Source organism: Sphingobium sp. JAI105, assembly GCF_015752145.1.
GTDB lineage: Bacteria > Pseudomonadota > Alphaproteobacteria > Sphingomonadales > Sphingomonadaceae > Sphingobium > Sphingobium xenophagum.
In genome coordinates this window covers 45,049-65,407 of record NZ_JADOUC010000001.1, presented here as the reverse complement: position 1 = coordinate 65,407, position 20,359 = coordinate 45,049, and the positions used below count along the sequence as shown (strand labels likewise).

Sequence of the window (20,359 nt, the reverse complement as noted above, 5' to 3'; positions counted from 1 at the left end):
TCACATGGCGTTGTCGGCCGCCTGGAGCGCGTCCTCGAATGTTTCAGGCAGCGGCGGCTGAACCGGCTTGTCGCAGCCTTCTTCCTTCATATGCGCGCGCAGGGCGTCCATGCGGCCCAGGTTCCACCGCGCCAGCGGCACGCCCAGGGGTCGGAATTCGGCGCGATCGAACAGTTCGACGACATAATTATGGCATAGCTCATCGACCTGATCGAGCGTCAGCATCCCCATATTCATGACCATCGGCTTGCCCGGCACGCCATTGCGGCCGCGCACCAGATCCGTGACGTAAAGGCCGCCACGCGGATCGACCAGCACGACATCGGCCTGGCTGGAATCGATCAGCCGATGGCTGGCGGCGTAGGGCGCGACGAATGTATGGGTGCGCCAGACCAGAAAGATGCTGGCAAGGCCAGTGATGAAAAGGCCGATGATCAGCGGCCTGAGCGCATCGCGCGGCCGGAAACGCGCCCAGCCAAGCCCGGCCAGCAGGCAGAAGGGGCCGATATAGCCATGGGCATAGCGAAAGCCCCAGCCATAGCCCTGAGCCAGCGCCAGCGCGCATCCGGCTAGACAGCCAAGCGCCAGCGGCAACGCAATTTCCTGCCCCCTGATCGCCCGCTTCCACCGCATTGCAGCGATGCCGAGCGCGGCCAGCGGCACCATCAATATATTATTCCAGGCGACGAAGCGGCTGAGATTGACCAGCGGCTGCCAGCGGTCGCCAAGCCGCTGGAACAGGCTGCCAACCTTGTCCGCGACGCCGGCGGAGGGACGGACGTCCGCTGGCGCGCCGAGCATATCGAGCAGGAAGGCCGGCCAGATCTTGGCCCAGACGATGACGATCGCCACAAGGGTCAGCGCATGGAAGGCCGCCACCGTCCAGCGACGAGCAAGCAGCATCCACAGGATGAACGGCGCGATGAAGATGGGCGGGAAATGCCACTGGTGCAGCCCGGCGGCGACCAGCGCTACGATACCCGCGCTGACATGGCCGAGCACCCCGCCCCGCAGCACCAGCGCCAGCCACACCATGTTGAGCGCGAAATGCCCGGTCATGGCATAGGGCGTCATCGCCGTGATCCACAACTGGCTGGACGAACAACCCAGCAGGACGGTCACCCACACCGCATCGGGCCGATCGGGCATCAGGTGCAGCGCGACGCGCCAGAGGGCGAACAGGCCAGTGATCAGCAATACCGGGCCCGCCATGTTGGGATCGCCCAATTGCCAGAATAGCGCCTGGATCGCGCTGTTCACCGGCAGATAGGCCGCCGTCCAATAATCCGCCGCGCCGAAGGGGGAAAAGAATTCGGGCATGATCGCGCGGCGATAGGGTTCCCATTCGATCGGGATCGGCCGGGCGAACAGCCCTTCGCGCATATAGGCGGCGGCGAAACGGGCGACCTCCTCATCGCGGGAAATGGCGTAATCCTGAAACAGGGCGTAATGGCCCGCCCACGCCGCAAGTCCCATCAGCACGATCAGCGGCACGACGATCCGCGCGGTGGGTCGCGGCAGGATGATCCCGCGCCCTTCGGCAAAAGGTGCGGCGAGCGCCAGCAGCAGCAAGGGCATGATCAGGGCGGGGAAATCCTGATCCAGAAACAGGATGACTGCCAGGCTGATCCCCTGACGATAGGTGACGTGCCACAGGAAAGTCGCACCCAGCCACAATGTCAGGCCGATCGCCCCCGCCAGGAACAGGCGACGCGCGCTGAAAAAGGACGCGGGCGACTCCATGATCAATCCTGAACCAGCGCCCGGTTGACGAAAATGCCGTCCATTTCGACCAGTAGCGGGAAATGCCCCTTATTATTGGCGAAGAAGGCCGAAGGGATGAAGGCGCGCGCATCCAGCCACTCGATCATCGCGCGATAGCCGGTGCCGCCTTCGTAAATGGGCCGCACCCCCAGTTCGGTCTGCACGCCCGTCATCTGCGCCAGTGCCGCGCCTGCCCCTTCGCAGACCGACAGGTCATGGCCCTGCGTATCCATTTTCAGGAACGGTCGGGAAAAACCATGTTGGGCCTGCATTTCCGGCAGCAGCGTATCGAGGCGGCGACAGGGCGTCGCTACTGTCTGCGTCACCTTGTTACGGTGCGCGAAAATATCGTCCTGTGCGCTGGACGGCGCCTTGAGCGAGGAAAATTGATCGGCGGCCATGATGTTGAAATCGGCGGTGCCGTCAAAATCCGACAGCGCCATGTTGAACACATGCCAGTGGCGGTCCGAAGCCGCGCGCCTTTGCAGTTCGGCGAACACGGCCGGGTTCGGCTCGAAGGAAAGGATCAGGCCGCGATAGCCCGCATCCTTGCGCGCCATCGTCGCATATTGGCCGCGATTGGCGCCGACGTCGAACAGGCAGTCGACCTTGAACCCCGACAGAAAGCGCTTCAACGCCTGAATTTCGGGATATTGATGCACGCGACCGGCCAGCGCCAGGCGCAGCGCAAGCAGGCGATCGGCGGCCTCACGAACATAGCGGTTCATGGGCGCGCGGCCAGCACTGCGTTGTAGATGCCGATCGTCGCCACCGCCATGTCCTTCCAGTCCCCCATTATCGTCCCATAGGCGCGCGCCTGGCCGCCCTGTTTTTGCCTGATGGCGGCGCTTTGTACCAGCGGCAAGAGGGCTTGGGCGAGCGCCGATGCATTTCCCGCCGGAAAGCGGGTCGCTACGCCTTCGGGCAATTGGCCGAACATGCCAGCGTCCGACGTCACCATCGCCTTGCCATGGTGCAGCGCGGACAGGAACGCGCCGCTGGAATCGATATGGCGATAGGGGAAGGCGATGACATCGGACTTGACCATATGCGCGTCGAGCCGGCCTTCGGTCAGGAAGCCGAAGTCGGTCAGCAGACGATCGGCAAAGCCAGCGGCGCGGACCTTCTGGAGCAAGGGCGCGACATCCATGAAGGGTTTGCCCGCCAGCACAAGTTCAAAGGTGTGGCCCGCCTGCCATTGCTGAAGGCAGGCATCGATCAGCAGATCGACGCCCTTATAGGGACGGATCGTGCCGAAGAAGAGGATGCGCGGCACGGCTGGATCGGGGACGGAGGCAAGGTCTGCGGCGGCGGCCGTCATCAACTGCATCGGCGGGTGCGGCGTTACATGGATATGGGCGGGATCGATCCCCTGCCCCACCAGCGCGGCGCGCGTGGTGTCGCCATGGACGACCAGCGCGTCGAACTGATCGAGCAACGCCCGATAGCCCCTGCCCTGCACCCCGGCATCGGCATGATAGGCGTCGGCATTGTGGACGGTGTGGACCAGCGCGGCGCGGCCCTTCAACCGGCGCAGCATCAGCCGGTCGGCAGGCGCCAGCGGCAGCCACTGGACATGGACGACATCGGCGCGCGCAAGCGGCCCGATGTCGCCGAGCGCGCAGGACAGCGCATATTCCATCGCCTTGGCGACGCGGAAGGGGCGGCCTTCGCCGATCAGGTTGCGCAGCGCCTCACTGTGGCGGAAGAAATGCGGGACATAGCGATAGCCCTGCGGGTCGATCGCGTCGGTCGCGCGCATCGGGCGGGCAAGCAGGGTCACGTCCGCCCCCGCCCCGGCCAACGCCGCGCAGAGGCTGTCGTCATAGCGCCCAGTAAAGAGCGAGGGATCAAGCATCGCGACCTTCATCGCCGCACCAACCGGCGCAGCGAGACAGCATGCAGGGCCGCGGCCAGCAGCAGCGTCAGCGCATAGAGACCAAGGAAGGCAAGATCGAAACGATCCGGCCAGAGCAGGTGGGCGAGCGGCACGCTGAGCAGCGACCCGGCGAGGAAGGGAAGCGAACGGGCGAGCAAATGCGAAAAGCGGCCCAGCGCGCCCTGCACATAGACCGACACGCACAGCAGCGCGAGAGCAAGGAGCGCGACGACGATCAGGATGAGATCGGCGCGATCGATGCTGGCGCGACCGTCAAACAATATGGCGAACAGCCGGTCGCCAGCGGCCAGCAGCAGGGCGGACAGCGCCAGGGCGAAGACCGTCGCCGCCCCCAGCGCCCGGCCAAGCAACTGGCGCAGCCGTACCACGTCGCCCGCATGATAGGCGCGGGTGATGCGAGGGAGCGCGGCTTCCACCAAGGCGCGGACCAACATCGACAGTGACCTCGACATCTTGAAGAAGAAATCGAACAGCAGCATCGGCCGGGCGTCGCCGGTCGCCAGCGCAATCGTGAAATAGGGGGCGTTATAGGCGATGATGTCGGAAATGGTGAAAGCCGCCGACGCCCCTATGTCGCGCAAATAATGAGTGCGGACATGGCCACCGCCCACTCGGAAGGCGATCCAGTGGCGCGGCCGCATGCCAAGGCGATGGTGAACATGGGCGATGGCCCAGCCGATGACGAGGAGGCTGACCAGGAGTTGCAGGGCAAGCGACAGGCGCGGGTCCAGCCCGGCCAGGATCGACAGCAGCAGCGCGATGGTAACGACCCGCCGCCCGCAATCGAGCGCTTCCCACAGGAAATTGCCGTCCACCGCCGCCAGCGCCCGCTTGGCCAGCAAGCCCGGCAGGTTGAGGCAGGCGGACAGGAAAAAGAGGATGAACAGCAAGGGCATGGCCGTGCCGATCCATCCCGCCGCCAGCGCGACGAGCAGGATGATCGTACCGCCCGCGACGATCAGGCCAAGGAACAGGAACAGCACCCCCATTTCCTCCAGGCGGAACGCGCCTATGTCGCCTTCACTGCCGCCCAGCCAGTGGCGTCGCAGTCGGGCGTAGATGATGCTGGTCAGCCCGAATTCGGCCGAAATGGTGAAATTGCCGAAGGCGACGAGCAGCAGGAAGGACTGGAATTCTGCCAGCGGCAGTGCGCGCACGAACACGAAGGTGACGGCAAAACCCCAGATGAGGATCAGGCCGACATTGGCAAGCTTCGCCAGCGCGAGGATACGGGCGGACGCCTCCATCCGCGCGAGGCTGCTCACCGCGAGGCAGCCCCGCCGGGTTTGCGGGCGCGAAACAGCCGGTCGTCCAGCGCATAGAAATGGCGGGTCGCGACGTCGATGCTGGCAGCGTCGATTTCCTCCAGATCGAAACCCGCCGCACGGATGCGATCGGCAAAATCCGGCCCATATTGCCGGACATGGTCCCACTGGCCAAAGCGGCGCTCCCGCTCGCGCGGGGGCATGGCGAAGCTGCCATCCTCGGTCGGCTTTTCCCACAAAGGCACGATCAGCCAGGCTTCACCGCCGGGTTTCAGCGCGCGCAAAATGTTACGCAGCACGGCCATGTCGTCAGGCACATGCTCCATCACATGGCTGGCGTAGAACAGGTCGTAGCGATCGGTATCGGCAAGTTCCATCAGGTCGACGCGGTGCATGTTCGGCACAGTGTAGCGCGACGGGTCCAGATCAGCAGGGATATAGTCGGCAGCGGCGGCAAAGCGGCGGACAAGGCTGGCTTCATTTGGCGCCATGTGCAGGATCGCGCCGTCGGTCGGCACCATCAGCGTCCCCTGGGCCATCAGCCAGTTCATCAGCCGTTCGCGCGGCGATGCGCCGCATTCCGGGCACCCCCATTCGCCATTGTCGCCATAGCGAAAGAAACCGACGACCGTCGCGCCACAGGCCGGACAGCCGCGGTTAGCCCGCGCGCCCAGCGCCTTGCGCAGTTTCAGCGCGGTTCGGGTCAGATGCTTGCCGACAGCCTTGGCCACCCGCTGAACAGTAATCACGTCATTCTCCGATGGGGAACAGCATTGGCGCTATACAAGATCGCACGGCTTTGACGAGAGGGTCAGCGCGACTTGGCCGGATTCCAGATGGTGACGGTGCGGCCGGTCATCGCCTTGGCCACGCCTTGCAGGGTCGCGGCATAGGCGATCAGCACGTCGACCAGTGCGGCGAAGGGGCCGCTTCGGGCACGGATGCCGCGCCAGATGACCAAGGCGACGAACAGCGCGCCGATCAGATAGAGCATCGGCGATATGCGCAGCGCCAATGTGCCCGCCGCGACCGCGCCGGTCAGGATGAACAGCCCGCCGAACCAGCGGACAATCTTGCGCGAGGCATATTTGAAGCGGTCGATCGCGGCCATGCGGCACAATTGCGGGCGAAGATGGCTGTGCGTGTGCCAGGCGCGCGCAGCGATGCGTACCTTGCGCCGATATTCGTCCTTGCGAGCCGTGACCAGCCGTTCGCGCGCGATCACATCCTTTGCCTTCACCAACCGTTTCCCCGCGAACACCACCGCCATGGAGACGGTGAGGTCGTCGAGCACGCTGTCGGGGAAATCGGGATAGAGGTTGCGGCGGATCGAGAAAATCGAGCCGTCCGCGCCCAGCACATTGCCGGTGCGCGATTCCTCGTCCTTCAACCGCTCCTCGATCCGCCAGTAGAGCGAGCCGACTGATGCGGTCGCACTTTCATCCTGGCCAACATAATGGAGCGACCCCAGCACGCCGCCAATATCCGGGTCAGCATAGCGGGCGAGCAGATTGTCGATCGCTTCGGGATCGAGCAGGACATTGGCGTCGGTGAAGATCAATATGTCGCCGCGCGCGCGCGCCGCGAGTTGCTTCATGCCATGGGCCTTGCCGCTGCGACCGGGGCCACGGATCAGCGTGACGAGATCGCCCTGCGCCGCGATCAGATCGCCCGTGCCGTCGGACGATCCGTCATCGAAGGCCAGTAGTTCCAGGCTGGGATGCTGGCGTTTGAGCATGGCCAGATTGGCGAGCTTTTCGGGCATCGCATCCGCCTCGTTATAGGCGCAGAACAGCAGCGAGGCGCTGGGCGTCGGCGCCGCGATGGGCCGTTCGGGCTTTGTCGGCAATGCGCGCAAGACGAGCGGATAGAAGAGGAACGGCCACAGCACCGCGACCAGCGAGACGAGAAGGAGCGCGCCCAGCCAGAGGTCGGTCATGCTCAATAGGCCTTGTGATGGAAAAGCACGCCCAGCGTCGCGACGATGATCCGCAGGTCGCGCCAGACCGACCAGGCGGTGACATATTCAAGGTCCGATTGCAGCCGGTCGATCAGATCCTGATGATGATCGGTCGATCCGCGATGGCCGCGCACCTGTGCGAGACCAGTCATGCCCGGCTTGATGCAATGGCGCGCCCAGTAGCGGGCATCGACTTCCCAATAGAGCGTATCGCCTGCCTTCGCCGCTGCGGCGTGAGGACGCGGGCCGACAATGCTCATATCGCCGTTCAATACGTTGAAAAGCTGAGGGAGTTCATCGATGCTGGATTTGCGCAGGAAGGCGCCGACGCGGGTGACCCGGTCATCGTCGCGCGCGGTCAAAGTCTCCGCCCTGCTGTCGCTCGCCTCGGCGCGCATCGAGCGAAATTTGTAGATCTGGAAGGACCGCCCGTCCTTGCCGATGCGCGGCTGGCGGAAGATGACGGGGCCGGGGCTGGTCAGCTTCACCGCCAGCGCAGCGACAATGAGAATTGGCGACAGGATGATCGCCGCCGCGCCCGCGACGATGAGATCAAACAGGCGCTTGATCAGGCGATCGCGGAACTGGAGCGGGCCGCCCGCGACGATGATGGTCGGCTGGCCGTCAAATTCATCGACCCGCGCAGGCGCGAAGCGGAGCAGTTCGGGCACGATGATTTCGCCGCGCGCCGACAGGGATTTGAGCGCGGCAGACCATCCATCCATCCGGTCGAGCGGACAGGCGACGATGACCCGTTCGGCCATGCCGACCGCCTGCGCCAGCCGCGCCGCCATGTCGGCGTCATGCCGTTCGGGGCGCAGATCGGCGGCGGCCGCTTCGATGATCAGCATGTGGGGGCCGGTTTCCACAGCGACGCCGTCCATGATGACGGCGGTCAGGTGCGGTACTTCGCCCAGCAGGCGCCTGGCAAGTCGCACGACCAGAAGCCGCACCAGCACGACCGCTATTGCGCCCAATCCCAGCCCAACAATGAAGGTCAGGCGCGAAAGCTGTTCGGCGATCTTGCCCAGATAGACGATCAGCAGCATCAGCAAGGCCGCCTGCGCCAGCGCCAGCAGCGCGCGCGAAATGCCGCGCCGGACATTTTCCAGGCTGTGGATGCCATAGCCGCCGCCCTGCACGCCAAGCAGCGCATAGAGCGGCGCGATCATCGCGAACATGACGAGGCCGTGGGGCTTGCCCGGTTCCCCCCACAGCGCGCCCAGCACGAACCAGTTGGCCGCCAGAAACGCGCACACCAGCCCTGCCATGTCGCCAGCCAGGCTCAGGGCATAGAGCCGCAGCCGGACCATTTCCTTGGAGACTGTCACTGATGCGCCCTGCTTATCGCCATGTGCCCCGTTGGCACCGGGCGCGAGCGGTTGCAAGGGGCGCTAGATGCAATCGCCGGTCGTGCATACAGACAACAGGCCAATGAAAGGTTGAGCCATTACGGTCAACACTGCGTAAGTTGCCAGTAGCGCTAGCAAATACTTCTCGTGCCAGCGCACGAATGGCGATCCGAGGAGCCAGAATCCGCTCATTCCTAAGGCGACCGAAAGCGAAGCAGTGATCAGAGTCGCAACTTCTCCATGCCACCAAGGTCGAACAAAATGCGCAAACGCCAGCCAGATCAACCAAGGTGCGACTAACATTACGCAGAACCCCAGCGAATTGCGCAACGCGTTGCTCATATCCCGAACAGCCGTTCCAGCGACTTGTCGAGCATCAGCAATTGCCACAGCAGCCGGCCATGATCGGCCATGCCGGATTTATGGTCCGCCGCGATTTTGGCCAAAGCCTTGGGATCGAACCATCCCGTGCGCGCCAGCGACGATCCGCCTGCGATCGCCGTCGCCTCGCCCGCAAGCGCGCCGCGGAACCAGGCGCTGATGGGGGTGACGAAGCCCATTTTCTGGCGATAGAGTATGTCCTGCGGCAAATAGGGTTCCATCGCCTTTTTCAGCAGATATTTGCCGCTATTGCCCCTGATCCGCTGATTGACCGGCAGGCGCGCGGCAAATTCGACGAGGCGATGGTCGAGCAATGGCTCGCGTGCCTCCAGGCTGACGGCCATGCTCATCCGGTCGGTCTTGGTGAGGATGTCGCCGGGCAGCCAGATGCGGATGTCGGCATATTGGGCGCGGTCAAGCGGATCGCGCGCGGGCGCTTCGGCCATTGCCTTGATGTAGCGATCTTCGGCGCGATAGGCGCCCAAACGGCTTTTCATGTCCTGATCGTAGAGCCGGTGGCGCAGCGCATGCGGCGTTACCCCGACCGACGCGGCATAGGCAGCCCCGCCCTCCCCCGCCAGTTCAAGGAAGGTCGATTTGGCCCGCAGCGCGCGCGGCGCCCAGTCCGCCTTGGGATAATATTTGCCGAGCGCGCCGAACAGGGGCTGACGGACTGAGGCCGGGATGAGGCCGCGTATCCGCTCCCCCTGCATCTGGAAGCGATGGCGGCGATAGCCCGCGAATGCTTCGTCCGCGCCATCGCCCGACAGCGCCACTATGACCTGTTCCCGCGCCAGTTCGCAGACCCGGAAAGTCGGCAAGGCGGAGGCGTCGGCAAAGGGTTCGTCGAAATGGAAGGCAAGCCGGTCGATCAGGCCATAGTCGTCTGGCGACACGATACGGGTGCGATGGTCGGTCGCAAAGCGGCGAGCTATGCGATCGGCAAAGGCGGTTTCGTCGAGCGAGGCGACATCGAAACCGATGGTGCAGGTCTTGACCGCTTGGGACGAAGCTTCCGCCATCAGCGCGACCACGCTGCTGCTGTCCACCCCGCCTGACAGGAAGGCGCCCAGCGGCACGTCCGCGACCATGCGGGACCGGACGGCCTGCCGCATCAGGGCGACCAGTTCTTCCTCCAGTTCCTGCGGTTTCGCCTTGGTCCGATCGGCGAAGCTGACGTCCCAATAGCGTTGGGGCTGGGGCAAAGGGCGACCGCGCACCAGCCGCAGCGTTTCGCCCGCACCCAGCTTGCGCACGCCCGCGACCATGCAGGCGTCGTCGGGGACATAGCCATAGGCCATATAATCCTCGACCGCGCTCAGATCCGGCGCGCGGCGCAGCAAGGGATGGGCGAGCAGGCTTTTCAGTTCCGATCCGAAGATCAGGCTGCCGTCGGACAGCAGGGCATAATGGAGCGGCTTGACCCCCAGCCGGTCGCGCACCAGCCAGAGCGATTGCGCCCGCGCATCGAACAGGGCGAAGGCGAACATGCCGTTGAAGCGGTGGACGCAGTCCTCGCCCCATTGGCGATAGCCGTGGAGGATGACTTCGGTGTCGCTATGGGTGCGGAAGATGTGGCCCTTGGCCTCCAGTTCCGCGCGGACTTCGCCGAAATTGTAGATTTCACCGTTGAATATGACCGCCAGGCTTTCGTCCTCGGTCAGCATGGGCTGCGCACCGGCCTCCAGGTCGATGATCGACAGGCGCAGATGGCCGAGGCCCACGCCCGGCGCGGTCCAGATGCCGCTGCCGTCCGGCCCGCGATGCGGCATCGCGTCGAGCATGGCGCGCACGCGCGCGGGATCGACCGGCTTGGCCGTTTCGAGATGAAAGATACCTGCTATGCCGCACATGGTGACCGCCCTAGCGCAAGCCCATCGCGCGGTCAGCCAAAAGCTTCACATCACCCATATCGCCCAGGAAAGCATTGATGGCAGCGTCGGCGGACTCGCCTTCGCCCTCTTGCGCGGAAATGAGGATGGCGACGGCGCGCTGATCCTGTCCCAACAGGCGCGCTTTCATCGTTTCGATCTTGACCGCAGGGCGGCTGCCCGTGGGGTTTCCTGCCCCCACGACATAGAAGCTCACGACATGACGGACCACAGGGCCGGGCGCCGTGATCTGTTCGCCACGCGCATTGGCGGGCGCGCGGGCGGGTGAGGACCAGACCCATTGACTGTCCGGGTCCGCCGCGCCCTGACCAAAGCCGACCAGTTCGCGGCCTTCATCCTGCCGGGCATAGGCAATGATGGTCAGGTCGACGACCTGCCCCTTGCCATTGCGATAATGGCCAGTGACGCGATGATCCGCACCGTCGAAGCGGGGTGTCCAGGGATAGCTTTGGGCCGAAGCGGTGCGGGTCCAGCCATCGACCAGCGGCAGATCGATGCGCGAGGGCAGCGGATCGGCGGTGGCGGCGGTCGCGGCGAGCCAGAGCGGCGCAGCGATAATCAGCACCAGGGCGATGCCGGCCACTGTGCCAGCCGACGTCCGATGCCGCACCGCCCCCTGCAACTGCGCCGGATCGAACCATGGATCGCCCGGCTTGCGATCGAAAAAGGGCCAGGCGGTGGCCATCACGACGATCATGATGATCGCGAAGAATATCCAGCCATAGACCACATGGTCGAAACCGACCGCCGCGTCCACGCTGGTCAGATGGGCGACGAGGATGGTGGCGAAGGCGCGCACGCCATTGGCCAGCACCGACAGGCCCAGCGCGCCGGTCATGAAGATGATGCGGCGCGGCCATGTGCGGAAGCAGACATTGCACACCAGCACGCCATAGGCCGTCATCGCGATCAGGAATTTTGCCCCGGAGCAGGCCTCGGCCACCTCGAAATAGCCTGTCGGCGTCGTGATGAAGATGCCCTCCATATGGGCAGGCACCCCCGACAGGTCGAGGAAGAACATGGCAAGGCGGGCCGTCACCAGCTGAAGCGGCGGAACGATCTCCTCACCAAAGGGGACCATGAAGAAGGCATAGAAGAGCGGGAAGATGAGCGCGCGCGCGACCGCCGGGCCGAGTAGCGCGATCGTCACGCCCTGCAACATCATGACGAGCGCGCCATGGCGAACCATCGCCACGCCAGCCGCCGCGCCAACCAGCCAGGCCAGCGCTCCCAGCGCCAGCCAGACCAGCCCCGGCGGCCATGCCACCGGCTCCAGTTGGCGCAGGCCGGGCAGGCGTTGCTGCACCAGCCAGGCGACGAGCAAAGGGATGAAAAGGCAATGGCCAAAGGTGGAGGCCGTCCACCAGATGGTGACCATCGACCAGAGATCGGCATGGAACAGCGCCAATATGGCAGAGGCAACGATGCCCAGCGCGGTCAGATGGCCGCGCCATCCGGTCCGGTCGATCAGCGGCACCCGGCCAAGCGAAAGCGCCCGAACGCTCATGCCGCCTGCGACCCCGCGTCGTGGCCGAACAGCAGATCGGGCAATCCGGCAAGTGTTGCCGACCAGCGGTAGCGCGCCTCCATCCGGGCGCGGCCAGCCAGACCGATCCGGGCGGCGCGGGCGGGGTCGGCAAGCAGGGCGATGACCTTCGCGGCCTCTTCAGCCGGGTTGGCGGCAACCAGAAATTCGCTGTCATCGGCTGCGTCGATCCCCTCCGCAGCCTGTGGCGAGGCCACGACGGGCCGGGCCATCGCCATGGCTTCCAGCACCTTGTTCTGGATGCCGCGCGCGATCCGCAGCGGGGCGACGACAATATCGGCCGCTGCCAGCCAGCCGCGCACATCAGGCACGCCGCCGGTGACGATCACGCCGGGCCGATCAGCCAGCGCTTCGACCGCTTTGGTCGGGTTACGCCCGACAATGGCAAAGCGCGCCTGCGGGTGGACGGTCTGGATGGCAGGCAAGGTCTGTCGCGCGAAACTTTCCACCGCCTCGATATTGGGGCGATAATCCATCTGCCCTGTAAAGACGAGCAGCGGGCCAGTGCCATGGTCAATGGCGGAAAAGGCGGCGGCGGGATCGAAATAATCGAGCGCCACGCCATTTTCGAGTGCCACGATACGGTCTGGTCCCAGCCCGGACGCGGTGCGGAACAGCGCGGCTTCTGCTTCGCTGACGAAGGAGCAGGCGTCGGCGCGAGCGGCTATGGCGCGTTCGAAATCGAGCAGCACCCGCCCCTCGCGCCGGTTGATCCAGGCCATGGGGCCAGTGCCTTCCGCGCCATAGGCGGCATATTTGGCCGAATCAAAGTCCACGAAATCCATCAGAAAACGGATCTGGGGCGCAAGTTGGGGCACGAAATGCGCCATTTGCGCCGAATAGGCGACCACCGCCGCGATCGGCCGCTGCGCCAATGTCTGTGCCACCCATTGATGCAGGCCGGGATGGTCGAACAGGGAGACCAGCAACGACTGGCCTTTGGCGAGGCCGGTCAGCCCGGCCACGACTTTCGACCGATCGCGCCGCAGCAGGCACTGGCTGGCGGCCAGCTGCGCCAGATCGCCCGCATAGTCCATGTCGCGATCGTCATCGCCAAAGCAGCCGACATGGACCGGCGCAATCTGGGCCAGACGCTGAAGCAAATGATAGGAGCGGATCTTGTCGCCGCGATCGGGCGGGAACGGGATACGGTGACACAGGAACAATATGTCGCCGGTCATCCCAGCCCCCGCGCAATGTGCGGGCCGATCAAGGTCGCGATCGCTTCGGGCAGCTTCTTCCAAAGCTCCACCTTGCGCCGATATTGCGGCGAGAGCGGATTGACATCGCGCGTCTCCTTGCCGGGCGCCGTGCGCAGATAATAGCCGAGCGGTTCACCGGCAAAGCCCCAGGTCTTTTTCCAGGCCGCCGGGCCAGTGCCGACCTTTGATCGGCCGAAATCAAATGTCGTCAGTCCACGTTCGCGCGATTGCCGCATCAGCAGGAAATAGAGGACTTCGTTGGAGCGCATCGCCCGTGCGCCCTCCGCCGCGCCATGCCAATAGGGCATGCAGGCGCCGTGATGATAGAGGCTGATCACCGCCGACAGCGGCTTGCCGTCCTTCGATACGATCGCGATGTCGGCATCCCTCCCCATATGGTCGAGCATGGCGTCGAACAGCCCACGGGGAAATACCGGCGTGCCCAGATTATGCACGCTGTGCGCATAGAGGCGGTAATGAATGTCGCGCAGCCTTTTGTCCCGGCCACATTCAAAGGTCAGGTCGTTGCCCAGCCCTTTGCGGATTTCGGCGCGATGACGCTTGGGCACGGCCTTCAACTCCGCTTCGTCATCGGCGGCCAGCGGTCGGGAGAAGCCCAGATAGGCGTCAGCCTTTTCCTGCCACACCGCGCCATCGGGCGCTTCGCCCCCACGCAGTTCCAGCGTGGAACAGCCCAGTTGTTCCGCCAGCGTCCAGGCCGCGTCGGCGAGCGCGGGGCCAGCCTTGCGATGCGTGGTCAGCAGTCCGCCATCGACCGCAAAGCCACTGCCGACCAGCGCACGACCAAACAGGGCGGAACGGATATAGGTGAGCGGCAGCACGCCGACAATGTCGCCGCCCGCCCGGCGCGCCACCAGCATCTTCGCTTTCTGGCCCGTCCCGGCCTCTACGCCCATGATCCAGGCGGGGCGTTGAAAGGGCGTCGAATCGGGATGCGCGCAGACCCATGCGTCCAGTTCGGCGACGCAGGCTGCATCCGTGAGACGCGCCTGCTCGACGATGACTGTCAGTCCGCTCATCATATTCATCGACGTTGTTCCTATTGTCGCCCCGCCAACGATCTACGCGTGGAGGCTGAACATTTCGTATCCGTTTCAACCCAGTCCGCGCGAAATGAACGGGCCGATGAAATTGGCGATCGGTAGCGGCAGTTTTTTCCAGAGCGCTACGCGGCGCTGATAGCGGGCGCTGCCCGGATCGATGTCGCGCTGCGCGCCGTCCTCCGACCAGGCGTGATAGACGAGGGGCAAGGGATCAAAGCCGAAACTCTTTTTCCACGCCGCCTGTCCGCTGCCCGCCTTCGACCGGCCGAAGTCGAACAGCGTCATGCCGCGCGCACGGCCATGGGTCATCAGGCGATAGTACATGAGTTCATTGGAGCGCAGCCGCCGTGCATCGGCAAGGCCACCGCCCCAATAGGGCATGACCCGGCCCTGATGGTAAAGCGTCAGCACTGCGGAAACGGGTCGGTCGCCTTCCCGAACGATCAGAATATCGGCATCCGCGCCAAACTGGTCCAGCACGGCGCGGAACAGGCGTCGCGGGAAAACCGGCGTGCCAAGGTTGCGGACGCTCGTGGCGTAAATGTTATAATGGTCCCGCAAATGGCGCGCATCGCGACCGATCTCTACGCTGAGCGCCGGATTGGCGAGCGCCTTGCGCAGTTCCGCGCGATGCTTGCGCGGGACGGCGAGGAGTTCCGCATCATCGTCCACGGCCAGCGGACGCACGAAACCGACATGCGCTCCATCCAGCCTTTGCCAATTGTCGCCGGGCGCGGGACCGCCGCGCAGTTCCAGCGACAGGCCGCCGCGTTCGCCCGCCAGCCCCTCCGCCGCCGCCGCCAGCACGGCAATGGCGCGATCATCCTCCGCCAATATGCCGCCACCGACCGCGAAAGCCGTGGACACGAGCGCGGCGCCGAACAGGCGGCTGCGCACATGATGCAGAGGCAGGATGCCCCTGATCCGGCCCGACGGCCCGACCGCTGCCAGCAAGAGTGCGCGATTGCCGGTCGCCCGCTCGATCGCGTGCAGCCAGGCGGGACGATGGAAAGGCAATCCGTCGGCATGCGCGAGCACGAAGGCATCGACCGCGCGCGCCTGCGCCGGATCATTCAGGTCCATCAGGATGACGGCCAGGTCAGCGCCATTACCCAGCATCATGGCGCGAGCGCCGCCTGCGCGTCAGCCAGCGCATCCACCCGTGTCCAGGCGAAATCGCGGGTCAGGCGGCGCAGCTTGGCCGCCATGACCGACAGGTTGGTATAATGGCGCAGCCGTGAGCGCAGAGGCGCGTCGGTGCGGCGCGGCTGGCCGGGATCGATCTCCCATGGATGGAAATAGATGATCGCGGGCCGCCCCGCTTGCTCATTGACCTGCCGGATCGCCCAGCGGGAAAATTGATAGGGCAGCAGCCGGAAAAAGCCCCCGCCCCCCGCCGCCAGCGTCCGCTTGCCAAGCTTCGCGGTCGTCACGGGCAGCTCGACCAGATCGGACCCGGTCACCGGCTTCCATGCAAAGCGCGGCGAATCGGGCCAGCCATAATGATCGTGCCGGATCGGTGCGACGCTGGAGGAATAGCGATAGCCCTCCTCCGCCAATATGGTATGCGCCCATGGCGTGCGCGGGTCGATGGAGAAGCTGGGCGCGCGATAGCCGGTGACCGCCTGCCCGCTGGCATCCTCCAAGATCGCGCGCGATTTGCGCAGGTCGGCACGGAACTGATCGGGCGTGAAGGTGAACACCCGCGCATGATCATAGCCGTGGCTGGCGACCTCATGCCCCGCGTCGGCAATGCGGCGCATCAATGCGGGATAGCGTTCGGCGACCCAGCCAAGCGTGAAGAAGGTGCCCGTCACACCCGCTTGCGCGAACAGGTCCAGCACCGCATCGGTATTGCGCTCGACGCGGTGAGTCAGGCCGTCCCAGTCGGCGCGCCGGATCGTGCGCTCGAACGCGCCGACCTGAAACCAGTCCTCGACATCGACGGACAGGGCGTTCTGTATCATATGGCGCACCTTGGCCGGGCTGCCCGCATGGGGCAAGCCATGTGTCAGGCAGCAGCGCTGTCGCGCGGCGCCGCCATTCGTTCTTCCCGCTCGACCCAATCGACCAGCAGGGTCAGCACGCGGCGCAGTGCCGTGTCCTGTTCCTCGGCGCGAAATTCCAGCGATTGCAACCGCTCCTCGATCAGGGTGAAGCAATCCTTGAGCGCTTCGGGATCGACTGTCTGTGCCGGCGTGAAAGGCACATGGGCCTGCACTGCCCGCAGCGAGGAAATTTCCGCGCGCAGCGCTTCAATCTCGGCCAGCATGTCGTGGCGCAGGGCGTCGACCTGATCCGCGTCGATCGTGGCGACAGGTTGCGGCTCGATCTGTTCAGGCTGTGACTGTTCGAAGGTCGCCGATTCCACCATCTCTGGTTCCATCATCTCTGGCTCCTCCTCCGCTTCCTGCGCGTCCCAAGCTTCGACCGGCTCCTCGACAGCATCGAATGCCGTGTAGAAGGGTTCGCCGATTTCAGCGTCCGGAGACGCCTCTGCCACCGGCGACTCGTCGACCTGCGGCGCGGCAAAGGGTGCCGCGAAAGGCGCAGGCGCGGTAGCTTCCGCCTCTTCCTGCCCGGCGACAACCTCGTTGTCGGCTTCATCTGCGATCTCAGCGGCGGGTGCCTCCTCGACCTCCGCAACGCTATCGAGCGGCGACGGCGCGACCGGTTCGGGTGCGACATCGACGTCCAGCCCCATATCGGCCACGACAGCCTGCACCACATCCGCGTCAATCTCGCGCAACTGGTCGATCGCGCCCATCAGCAGCACGCGGCTGACCAAAGCGTTCAGGCGACGCGGCACGCCACCCGTCGCAGCGTAGAGCGCGTCGAACGCGGCGGGGGTGAATGTCGGGTTGCCCACCCATCCCGCGACCGTCAGGCGATGGATGATGTAAGGCTCGACCTCTTTGGCCATCATCGGTTCGAGATGATGGGTGGCAATGACGCGCTGGCGCAATTGCTCAAGCTGGGGCGATTTGAGCAGGTCGCGAAATTCGGGCTGGCCCAGCAGAAAAATCTGGAGCAGCGATTGTCCGCCAAGCTGAAAATTGGACAGCATCCGCAATTCCTCGATCGCGGACACAGGCAGGTTCTGCGCCTCGTCCACGATCAGCAGCGTGCGCCGTCCGGCGCGCGCCTGGCCATGGAGGAAGGCTTCGACCTTTTGCAGCGTCACGGCCTTGGACAAGCCAACGGTCGCCAGACCGAAGCTCTGCGCGGCGAGGCGCAGCATGTCATCGCCGCCCACCTGGGTCGACACGATCTTGACCGCGGTCAACCGCGCGGGGTCGATCGTCTGCATCAGATGGCCGACCAGCGTCGTCTTGCCCGCGCCGATGTCGCCGGTAATGACGATGAAGCCTTCGCCCTGCGCCAAGCCATAGCCCAGATAGGACAAGGCCTTGCGATGGGTGGCGCTTTCAAAATAATAATGCGGGTCCGGCGTCAGCTGGAACGGGCGGCTCTGCAATCCATAATATTGATCGTACATCAAAATTCTCCAACCGACCCGTTAGAAACTGTAACGCAGGCCGACCTGCCCCATCGCGCTGATCACCGTGTCGAGATCATCCGCCTTAACGCCATCCACACCGACCGATGCCGACGCCGAAAGGCGACGGGTCAAACCCTTGTAATAGCTGGTGAACCCGCCATAGTTGAGAACGTCGGGGCGCGCGTCGCTGGCGTCGAAATAATTGACGTAGACAACCGTATCGATGTTGTCGCGATTGCCCAACATATAGGTCATCGACGCATTGCCGTACCAGTTCTCGTCCTTCGACCCGCGCACCAGGACAGTCTGTCCCTGCGGCGTGACGAACTTGCGCTGCGAATAACCGGCGCCCACGCCCCAGCCCCACTGGCCGCGGCGCAGCGAATATTGCGCCGAAACGCCGCGATAGCGGAAATTGGCGTCAGTGATGCCCGACAGCGCATCATTGAAACATTGCCCGCCACCGGTGGTGGAGAAGGCGCAACCGGTAATGTCGCCGGTGAAGGGATTGCGTGCCACGTCAAAGCTGCTGCCCGACAGCGCGGCCGCATTGGCGGTGATCAGACGACCGAAGCTGTCGATGCCGTCGAACAGGATCACGGCAAAGCTGCTGTTCGCGCCCTGCCAGGTAAAGCTGCCCTGATAGGTCATGCCGCCATAGCGCTGACCGACCTGTGCCTGAAGCGACGTGCGACGGCTGGGCCGCCACAACACGCCCGCGTCCCAGATAATATCGTCAAATTCATAGACCAGCGCGCGCGGCGAGCTTTTGTCAGTGACATAGCGGCCGTTGCGGATGACGGGCACGCCCGTCGAATCCAGCAGCGGCGAACGCTGGCTGATTTCGATCTGCTCATAGCCAAGACCACCGATCAGCGCGACGGTGCGCGATACCGGCAGCGTGGCGTCGACGCGGCCCCATTTGTCCTCGAACCGCTGATCGAGCTGGCTGGCATCTTCACGGTCGTAACCTGCGCTGGCGGTCAGGCCGACGGGCAGCAAGGTGCCGGGGCCAAAGCCCACCGATCCCATCAGATTATGCGTCCAGCTGTCCGCGAAAGATCCGCTGACAGGAGCGTTGGAAAGGTTGGAATCCAGATCGTCCTCGACCCGCGCATAGCCGAGCCGATAGGAAGCGTTGACGGTGATGTCACCGATCTGCGTCGTGTAGGCCGGGCCGATATAACCGGCATAGACCTGACTGGTGTAGCTGTCGTTGAGCGTCGATGCGCCCGACAGTCCATCCGTCCGCACCCGCGATGCCAGCCCACCAGTGTGGATGGACAGGCCGCGCGCGACATTGACGGTCGCGTTGGCGATGCCGCTCAGCACATCCTGGTCACCGATCTGGTTGCTCCAGCTGAAGCTGTGATTATATTGCAGATCGACGGCGGCTTCGACCCGGCGGGTCTGGACCTGCGCCGTCACGCCTGCGGTGACATTGGTGTAGGTCAGCACGTCGCCATCGCCCTTGAGCGGCGCCATCACCACCTGATCAACGCCCAGATAGGGCGTGACATTGACGCGCCGGTCCGCGCTGGTCGTCTGGGCGAGCGCAGGGGCACTCCCCGCGGCCAGCACGGCGAGCGATGCGCCGCTGATCCACTGACGGACAGTCATGACGAACTCTTCCCCTTGGCATAATAGCTGCCGAACCGGCGACCGCCGCCGTTGAAGCGGACCGCGTTGAGCAGAAGCTGAACCTGTGCGCCGCCCTTGAGCATCCCGGCAGCATCGCGCAGCGCGCTTTCCGATGTGCTGTCGGCGCGCACGACCAGCAGCGCGATCGCGACATGGCTGGCCAGCACGGCGGCGGGCGATGCCGCCAATAACGGCGGCGAATCGAAAATGATGATGCGTTCGGGCCGTCCTTCGGTCAGCCGCGACAGCAATTGTTCGGTGCGCGCGGACGCAAGATATTCCGTGTCGGCATTGCTGCGCTGCCCGGCAGGCAGCACTGACAGCGACGGCAGGTCCGTGCGGATGATGATATCCTCAATCGCGATCATCGGATCGGCGAGCGCGTCCATCAGGCCGGGGCCGCTTTCCAGACCCAGCGTTTCGGGGATGCCGGGCTTGCCGAAATCCGCATCCACCAGCAGGATTTCGCGGTCTTTCTCCGCCGCCAGGCTGAGCGCCAGATTGATGGCGCAGAATGTCTTGCCATCGCCGCTATGGGCCGAACAGATGAGGATGCGATTGCCGCGCTCCTGCCCCTGCAACTGGGCGAGCAGATCGCGCTTGAGCAGGCGGAACTCCTCGCTCATCGCGGTGACTGCGCCGTCGGGGCGCAGGAAACCGGCCTCCTCCAGCTTGATGCGATCGATCGGCTGGACCGGGCCGGTCCAGGGCAGAGCGCGAAAGGCTGACGGTGAAGGCGACACAGGGTCGGCGATGACCGGCGCTGGCGGCAGGTCCGCCGGAATATCGACGGCCGGGGCGGCACGACCGCGCAGGGCAGCCGAGAAATCGTAAATCTCCGTCGCCCGCTCGATCAGCGATCCGCCCTTGATGGAGCTATGCTGGTTCAT

At 64.7% G+C, this 20,359-nt stretch carries 17 protein-coding genes; all 17 read right to left on the bottom strand.

Going from position 1 to position 20,359, the window contains the following annotated elements:
* Positions 1-1,743 carry an MFS transporter gene (locus IWY39_RS00385; RefSeq protein ID WP_107123594.1) on the bottom strand — a complete coding sequence of 581 codons (1,743 nt, stop codon included), beginning with the start codon at positions 1,741-1,743 and terminating at the stop codon, positions 1-3.
* A 2-nt stretch (positions 1,744-1,745) separates the two neighbouring features.
* A complete protein-coding gene (locus tag IWY39_RS00380) occupies positions 1,746-2,492 on the bottom strand; it encodes an FkbM family methyltransferase (RefSeq protein WP_107123595.1) in 747 nt (248 codons plus the stop codon).
* The gene (locus IWY39_RS00375) at positions 2,489-3,634 is read right to left on the bottom strand and encodes a glycosyltransferase family 4 protein (RefSeq protein WP_107123596.1); all 1,146 of its coding nucleotides are present in this window, start codon (positions 3,632-3,634) and stop codon (positions 2,489-2,491) included. The genes IWY39_RS00380 and IWY39_RS00375 overlap by 4 nt, the downstream gene beginning before the upstream one ends.
* Positions 3,631-4,911, bottom strand: a complete 1,281-nt coding sequence (locus tag IWY39_RS00370; protein WP_107123758.1) for a hypothetical protein — start codon at positions 4,909-4,911, stop codon at positions 3,631-3,633. Before IWY39_RS00370 ends, IWY39_RS00375 begins: the two co-directional genes overlap by 4 nt.
* 14 nt (positions 4,912-4,925) lie before the next feature.
* On the bottom strand, positions 4,926-5,678 hold the full coding sequence (locus IWY39_RS00365) for a class I SAM-dependent methyltransferase (protein WP_107123597.1): 753 nt from the start codon (positions 5,676-5,678) through the stop codon (positions 4,926-4,928).
* 62 nt (positions 5,679-5,740) lie between these two features.
* Positions 5,741-6,868: a glycosyltransferase family 2 protein gene (locus IWY39_RS00360; RefSeq protein WP_107123598.1), complete on the bottom strand. Its 1,128-nt coding sequence runs from the start codon at positions 6,866-6,868 to the stop codon at positions 5,741-5,743.
* 2 nt (positions 6,869-6,870) lie between these two features.
* A complete protein-coding gene (locus IWY39_RS00355) occupies positions 6,871-8,202 on the bottom strand; it encodes a sugar transferase (RefSeq protein ID WP_181316586.1) in 1,332 nt (443 codons plus the stop codon).
* Positions 8,203-8,283: 81 nt separating this feature from the next.
* Positions 8,284-8,583: a hypothetical protein gene (locus tag IWY39_RS00350; protein ID WP_107123599.1), complete on the bottom strand. Its 300-nt coding sequence runs from the start codon at positions 8,581-8,583 to the stop codon at positions 8,284-8,286.
* A complete protein-coding gene (locus IWY39_RS00345; protein ID WP_107123600.1) occupies positions 8,580-10,475 on the bottom strand; it encodes an XrtA/PEP-CTERM system amidotransferase in 1,896 nt (631 codons plus the stop codon). The genes IWY39_RS00350 and IWY39_RS00345 overlap by 4 nt, the downstream gene beginning before the upstream one ends.
* A gap of 10 nt (positions 10,476-10,485) precedes the next feature.
* Positions 10,486-12,021 carry an exosortase A gene (gene xrtA / locus IWY39_RS00340; RefSeq protein ID WP_107123601.1) on the bottom strand — a complete coding sequence of 512 codons (1,536 nt, stop codon included), beginning with the start codon at positions 12,019-12,021 and terminating at the stop codon, positions 10,486-10,488.
* Positions 12,018-13,241 (bottom strand): TIGR03087 family PEP-CTERM/XrtA system glycosyltransferase, encoded by a 1,224-nt coding sequence (locus IWY39_RS00335; protein WP_107123602.1) that lies wholly within the window; start codon positions 13,239-13,241, stop codon positions 12,018-12,020. The genes xrtA and IWY39_RS00335 overlap by 4 nt, the downstream gene beginning before the upstream one ends.
* Positions 13,238-14,311 (bottom strand): FemAB family XrtA/PEP-CTERM system-associated protein, encoded by a 1,074-nt coding sequence (locus IWY39_RS00330; RefSeq protein ID WP_107123603.1) that lies wholly within the window; start codon positions 14,309-14,311, stop codon positions 13,238-13,240. The genes IWY39_RS00335 and IWY39_RS00330 overlap by 4 nt, the downstream gene beginning before the upstream one ends.
* A gap of 66 nt (positions 14,312-14,377) precedes the next feature.
* Complete coding sequence (locus IWY39_RS00325; RefSeq protein ID WP_107123604.1) at positions 14,378-15,448, bottom strand: FemAB family XrtA/PEP-CTERM system-associated protein; 1,071 nt, start codon at positions 15,446-15,448, stop codon at positions 14,378-14,380.
* Entirely contained in the window at positions 15,445-16,293 is an 849-nt protein-coding gene (locus IWY39_RS00320) for an XrtA system polysaccharide deacetylase (protein ID WP_026149817.1), read from the bottom strand. The genes IWY39_RS00325 and IWY39_RS00320 overlap by 4 nt, the downstream gene beginning before the upstream one ends.
* A 44-nt stretch (positions 16,294-16,337) precedes the next feature.
* The gene (locus IWY39_RS00315; RefSeq protein ID WP_107123605.1) at positions 16,338-17,825 is read right to left on the bottom strand and encodes an XrtA/PEP-CTERM system-associated ATPase; all 1,488 of its coding nucleotides are present in this window, start codon (positions 17,823-17,825) and stop codon (positions 16,338-16,340) included.
* A 21-nt stretch (positions 17,826-17,846) separates the two neighbouring features.
* Positions 17,847-19,448 carry a hypothetical protein gene (locus IWY39_RS00310; protein ID WP_107123606.1) on the bottom strand — a complete coding sequence of 534 codons (1,602 nt, stop codon included), beginning with the start codon at positions 19,446-19,448 and terminating at the stop codon, positions 17,847-17,849.
* Entirely contained in the window at positions 19,445-20,359 is a 915-nt protein-coding gene (locus IWY39_RS00305) for an AAA family ATPase (protein ID WP_107123607.1), read from the bottom strand. The genes IWY39_RS00310 and IWY39_RS00305 overlap by 4 nt, the downstream gene beginning before the upstream one ends.

Excerpts from the sequence above, each read along its gene's own strand:
- IWY39_RS00385 (WP_107123594.1), bottom strand. The coding sequence starts at position 1,743 with ATGGAGTCGCCCGCGTCCTTTTTCAGCGCGCGTCGCCTGTTCCTGGCG.
- IWY39_RS00380 (WP_107123595.1), bottom strand. The coding sequence starts at position 2,492 with ATGAACCGCTATGTTCGTGAGGCCGCCGATCGCCTGCTTGCGCTGCGC.
- IWY39_RS00375 (WP_107123596.1), bottom strand. The coding sequence starts at position 3,634 with ATGAAGGTCGCGATGCTTGATCCCTCGCTCTTTACTGGGCGCTATGAC.
- IWY39_RS00370 (WP_107123758.1), bottom strand. The coding sequence starts at position 4,911 with ATGGAGGCGTCCGCCCGTATCCTCGCGCTGGCGAAGCTTGCCAATGTC.
- IWY39_RS00360 (WP_107123598.1), bottom strand. The coding sequence starts at position 6,868 with ATGACCGACCTCTGGCTGGGCGCGCTCCTTCTCGTCTCGCTGGTCGCG.
- IWY39_RS00355 (WP_181316586.1), bottom strand. The coding sequence starts at position 8,202 with ATGGTCCGGCTGCGGCTCTATGCCCTGAGCCTGGCTGGCGACATGGCA.
- IWY39_RS00350 (WP_107123599.1), bottom strand. The coding sequence starts at position 8,583 with ATGAGCAACGCGTTGCGCAATTCGCTGGGGTTCTGCGTAATGTTAGTC.
- IWY39_RS00345 (WP_107123600.1), bottom strand. The coding sequence starts at position 10,475 with ATGTGCGGCATAGCAGGTATCTTTCATCTCGAAACGGCCAAGCCGGTC.
- xrtA (WP_107123601.1), bottom strand. The coding sequence starts at position 12,021 with ATGAGCGTTCGGGCGCTTTCGCTTGGCCGGGTGCCGCTGATCGACCGG.
- IWY39_RS00335 (WP_107123602.1), bottom strand. The coding sequence starts at position 13,241 with ATGACCGGCGACATATTGTTCCTGTGTCACCGTATCCCGTTCCCGCCC.
- IWY39_RS00330 (WP_107123603.1), bottom strand. The coding sequence starts at position 14,311 with ATGAATATGATGAGCGGACTGACAGTCATCGTCGAGCAGGCGCGTCTC.
- IWY39_RS00325 (WP_107123604.1), bottom strand. The coding sequence starts at position 15,448 with ATGATGCTGGGTAATGGCGCTGACCTGGCCGTCATCCTGATGGACCTG.
- IWY39_RS00320 (WP_026149817.1), bottom strand. The coding sequence starts at position 16,293 with ATGATACAGAACGCCCTGTCCGTCGATGTCGAGGACTGGTTTCAGGTC.
- IWY39_RS00315 (WP_107123605.1), bottom strand. The coding sequence starts at position 17,825 with ATGTACGATCAATATTATGGATTGCAGAGCCGCCCGTTCCAGCTGACG.
- IWY39_RS00310 (WP_107123606.1), bottom strand. The coding sequence starts at position 19,448 with ATGACTGTCCGTCAGTGGATCAGCGGCGCATCGCTCGCCGTGCTGGCC.
- IWY39_RS00305 (WP_107123607.1), bottom strand. The coding sequence starts at position 20,359 with ATGAACCAGCATAGCTCCATCAAGGGCGGATCGCTGATCGAGCGGGCG.